The sequence below is a fragment of the Protofrankia sp. CiP3 genome (assembly GCF_917627345.1).
Lineage (GTDB): Bacteria > Actinomycetota > Actinomycetes > Frankiales > Frankiaceae > Protofrankia.
Genome location: NZ_CAKJTM010000009.1, coordinates 39,604 through 43,599 on the forward strand (window position 1 = coordinate 39,604; position 3,996 = coordinate 43,599).

A 3,996-nucleotide genomic window follows, 5' to 3' on the forward strand; every position below is an offset into this window, starting at 1 on the left:
TTAGCCGACCTCCGCTATCCGCACGCCGGGGGAGGGCATCCGGGCCGCCGTCCGCCCGACCGCGGGCGTGGTGTCGTACGGGCCCGCCGCCACCTCCTCCGCGGGGTCGGGCGAAGCGTGCGGGTCGGTGACCTCTTTCGGCAGCTTCAGCGGCAGCGGATCACGCAGGGGCATCGCCTGGTCACCACGCACCACCACAAGCTGGCGCAACGCTTCGGTCAGCAACGGCGCGGCCTGTGGATCGAGCGCGCCGTAGCCGGTGAGGACGATCCGCAGGAACCAGCGCGGACCGTCGATCCCCATCATCCTGCCGGGCATGAACTCATCGGCCGCGCCGGTCGGCAGCCGGAGCCGCAGCTCCTTCCCATACGGTCCGCCGCCCTCCTCGGCCGCGCCCGGTCCCGCTCCCAGGGAGTCGGCGATCTCGGCGCGCACGTCGTTCCACAGACCGGTGCTTTTCGGCGCGGCGAAGGCCGCGAGCTCCATCGCGCTCTGGCCGTCCGTGAGAGTCACCGTCAGCAGCTGGCCAGATGTCTGATCGACCTGGAACTGCATCTGGATCCCGTCGACCACGGGGATACGCAGGGAGCCCAGGTCGAGACGCCGAACACGATCGTCCGGAGCGTCGTCGACGTCATACGGACCGTCCAGGGCACCCGCGGTGCCCTCCTCCTCGGCATCGAGGACCTCATCCCGGCCATGGTGTTCCTGCGCGCCCAAGGCACCTCGACCACCGCGTCTACGACCGCGCCGGAACATTTCAACCACTTCCTGTTATCACGATGAGCTCCTTGCGCGTGCTGGCCGGCAACGATGGCGGATATGGGGCGGGTGTGGGTAAGCACTTCACCGGCCCCGGTCAGCTAAGATCACCGGTCGTCGCGAACCCACCGGTCGATCCGAACCCGCCGGTGCCCCTCGCCGTCCCGGGCAGTTCGGCGACCTCACGGAACGCCGCGTGCTCCACCCGCTGGACGACAAGCTGCGCGATCCGGTCGCCACGGCGCAGCTGGACCGATGCGCGCAGGTCGGTGTTGACAAGCAGAACCTTGATCTCACCACGGTAACCGGCGTCGACAGTACCTGGCGCATTCACGATGGACACGCCATGACGAGCGGCGAGTCCGCTGCGCGGATGCACGAACGCCGCGTAGCCCTCGGGCAGCGCGATGGCGATCCCCGTTCCGATCATGGCACGTTCGCCGGGGGCGAGAGTGACGTCGCGGGCCGCCACGAGGTCCGCGCCGGCATCGCCGTCATGTGCGTAGGCGGGCAGCGGAAGATCCGGATCAAGCCGCCGCACCAGCACTCCCAGCCGGCGTGATCCAGGGCTGGCCGGCTGTGCTGTGAGATCGTCCGTGGCGGTCATGAGTCTCCGATCGCTCCTCGCGAATACGGGCCGAGGCCGGTAACCGGCACGGTCGACGGTGCCCGGCGGAACACGCCGAAGACTAGGGTGTGCCGGCTGGCCCGTCATCGGCGCCCTCACCGGCGCCCGCCCCGATGGGGGGCCAGCTCCCAGCGAAAGATCAGTTACCGACGGGCGCGGGCGGCTCCTGACACAGTGGATACTGACCGACATGCGGTACGAGGAACGGCTGGCGGTACCTCGGCTCTGGTACGTCTGGGCCGCTGTCTGCGCGGGCGCCTTCGGCAGTTACTTCACCGTCTACGCGGACTCCGCGCTGGCTCGGCTGATGGCCTACAGCGCCATGTTCGCCGCGCTGGCGGCGGCGCTGTGGCTGCTCGGGCGGCCCCGGCTGGCCGTGACCGACACGGCGGTGCGCGCGGCCGCCAGGACGATCAGCAGAGACGCCGTCCACGGCTGCGTCGCCTGCACCGACATCCGCACCGTGCTTACCCCGGGGATGTTTGCCCTGACCAGACCATGGATACGGACGGGCGTCCGAGTCGACACCGCGACCGGCGCATGGGTGCTGTCCAGCAGGCATCCCGACGAACTGGCTATGGCGATCAATGTCCCGGTCACGCGCTGAACCGCGGATCTCGCTCCCCCGCGGGCCGCGCTCCACAGATGACGGAGGTGCGATAGTGGCACGGTCGGTATCGAAGATTGGCTGGAAGATCGTGGGAGGCGCGGCAGGTGCCGCGGCCGGCTCGGCGGCGAGCAGGACCGCCACCGTGGCGTACCGGAAAATCCGCAAAGCCGACCCGCCGGCCAGTCCGGCGCATCCCGAGACGGCCTGGGCGGACGCGATCGGCTGGGCGGTGCTGTCCGGGGTGGCGATCGGCCTCGGGCGGCTCACCGCCGAGCGGGTGGCCGCCCGCTGGTGGGTGAAGACGACTGGGTCACTGCCACCGGGCATGCACGACGGTGACTGACCCAGGACCGGCCGTCATGGCGGCGGTGGAGACCTTTGACTCGATCAGCCCGGTTACCGGCGCGACGATCGCGACGTTCCCCGCGCACAGCGCCGACGAGGTGCGCGCCGTGGTCGAACACGCGCGCACCGCCACCCAATGGTGGGCCGGCCTCGGCTTCGACGGTCGCCGCACGCGCCTGCTGGCCTGGAAGAGGGCGCTCTACGACTCCCTTGACGAGCTCGCGGACCTGGTCCACCAGGAGAACGGCAAAACCGTCGACGAGGCCGTCCTGGAGATCGGTACGCATCTTGACATCCTCGCCTGGACGGCTGCCCATGCCGGGCGCGTCCTGGGCACGCGCCGGGTGCCGCGGGGCCTGCTCACCGCGAACCAGGCCGCCTCCGTGACCTACCAGCCTTACGGGGTCGTCGGCGTCATCGGGACCTGGAACTGGCCCGTCTACACCCCGGGTGGGGCCATCGTGTCGGCACTCGCCGCCGGCAACTGCGTCGTCTACAAACCCAGTGAGCTGACACCCGCGGTCGGACGGTTCATCGTGGAGAAGTTCGCCGCCGCGGTCGGCGAGCATCCGGTACTCCGCATGGTCACCGGCCGCTCGTCCACCGGCGCCGCGCTGTGCTCGGCCGGCGTGGACAAGCTCTCGTTCGTCGGTGCCCCGGCCACCGGCCGGGCCGTGATGGCCCAGTGCGCGAAGACGCTCACCCCGGTCGTGCTGGAACTGGGCGGCAAGGACGCGATGATCGTAGCGGACGACGCCGATCTCGACGCGGCCGTCGACGGCGCGCTGTGGCTCGGGATCGGCAACTCCGGCCAGACCTGTATCGCCACTGAACGGATCTTCGTGACCGACGGTGTCTACGATGCCTTCCTCGCAAAGCTGATCATCCAGGCGAAGAAAATCACGGCGGGCGCCGGGAAACCGTCCGGGTACGGCCCGATGGTCCTCGACAGCCAGATCGAGCTCATCCAGTGCCACCTTCGCGACGCGCTGGCGCGAGGCGGGCGTGCCGTGGTCGGTGGTCCCGAATCGGTCCGCCCACCGTTCGTCGATCCGATCGTGCTGGTCGACGTGCCAGACGACGCCCTGGCGATGACCGAGGAGACCTTCGGGCCGACCCTGGTGGTGACCCGGGTGCGTGACATCGACGAGGCCGTGGCCAGAGCCAACAGCAGCGTCTTCGGGCTTGGCGCGTCGGTGTTCTCCCGCCGCCGCGGGCGGGAGATCGCCGGCCGGCTGCGGGTGGGCATGGTCTCGGTCAACGATGTCATGCTCTTCACCGCGGTCGCCGGCCTGCCGTTCGGCGGCGTCGGGCACTCCGGGTTCGGACGGGTACAGGGCGCGGATGGCCTGCGCGAGTTCGCCTGGCCGAAGGCGATGACCGTGCGGCAGATCGCCTCGCCGGTCAACCCGGTCTCGTTCTTCCGAAAACCGTCGGCGATGCGGCGGTACCGGGCGCTCACACGGATACTGCACGGGCAGCGAGCCAAGGCGAACACCGAAAGTAACCGAGAGTAACAACACTGGGTGACCGGAACGACCCGCGCACATGTGTCCGGCGGCACGGGCGGCGGCCGGCTCCGTAGGGCACGATGAGGTGGGGATGCTCCCCAGCGGCGACCGTGTCCGCGGTAACACGCCCATGGTGGGCC

At 69.9% G+C, this 3,996-nt stretch carries 5 protein-coding genes; 3 read left to right on the forward strand and 2 right to left on the reverse strand.

What is annotated here, in order from left to right; all coding sequences use genetic code 11:
* Complete coding sequence (locus tag MJ797_RS05395; protein ID WP_374581489.1) at positions 1–759, reverse strand: DUF3710 domain-containing protein; 759 nt, start codon at positions 757–759, stop codon at positions 1–3.
* Positions 760–859: 100 nt separating this feature from the next.
* A complete protein-coding gene (gene dut / locus MJ797_RS05400; protein WP_239332451.1) occupies positions 860–1,369 on the reverse strand; it encodes a dUTP diphosphatase in 510 nt (169 codons plus the stop codon).
* A 211-nt stretch (positions 1,370–1,580) separates the two neighbouring features.
* Between dut and MJ797_RS05405 the strand changes: the two genes are divergently transcribed.
* The 3 genes from MJ797_RS05405 to MJ797_RS05415 are packed head-to-tail and all read left to right on the forward strand — an operon-like array spanning position 1,581 to position 3,862.
* Complete coding sequence (locus MJ797_RS05405; protein WP_239332453.1) at positions 1,581–1,997, forward strand: DUF3093 family protein; 417 nt, start codon at positions 1,581–1,583, stop codon at positions 1,995–1,997.
* 55 nt (positions 1,998–2,052) lie between these two features.
* Complete coding sequence (locus tag MJ797_RS05410) at positions 2,053–2,343, forward strand: DUF4235 domain-containing protein (protein WP_239309618.1); 291 nt, start codon at positions 2,053–2,055, stop codon at positions 2,341–2,343.
* Positions 2,336–3,862: an aldehyde dehydrogenase family protein gene (locus tag MJ797_RS05415; protein WP_239332455.1), complete on the forward strand. Its 1,527-nt coding sequence runs from the start codon at positions 2,336–2,338 to the stop codon at positions 3,860–3,862. Before MJ797_RS05410 ends, MJ797_RS05415 begins: the two co-directional genes overlap by 8 nt.
* Positions 3,863–3,996: the final 134 nt, after the last annotated feature.

Excerpts from the sequence above, each read along its gene's own strand:
- dut (WP_239332451.1), bottom strand. The coding sequence starts at position 1,369 with ATGACCGCCACGGACGATCTCACAGCACAGCCGGCCAGCCCTGGATCA.
- MJ797_RS05405 (WP_239332453.1), top strand. The coding sequence starts at position 1,581 with ATGCGGTACGAGGAACGGCTGGCGGTACCTCGGCTCTGGTACGTCTGG.
- MJ797_RS05395 (WP_374581489.1), bottom strand. The coding sequence starts at position 759 with ATGTTCCGGCGCGGTCGTAGACGCGGTGGTCGAGGTGCCTTGGGCGCG.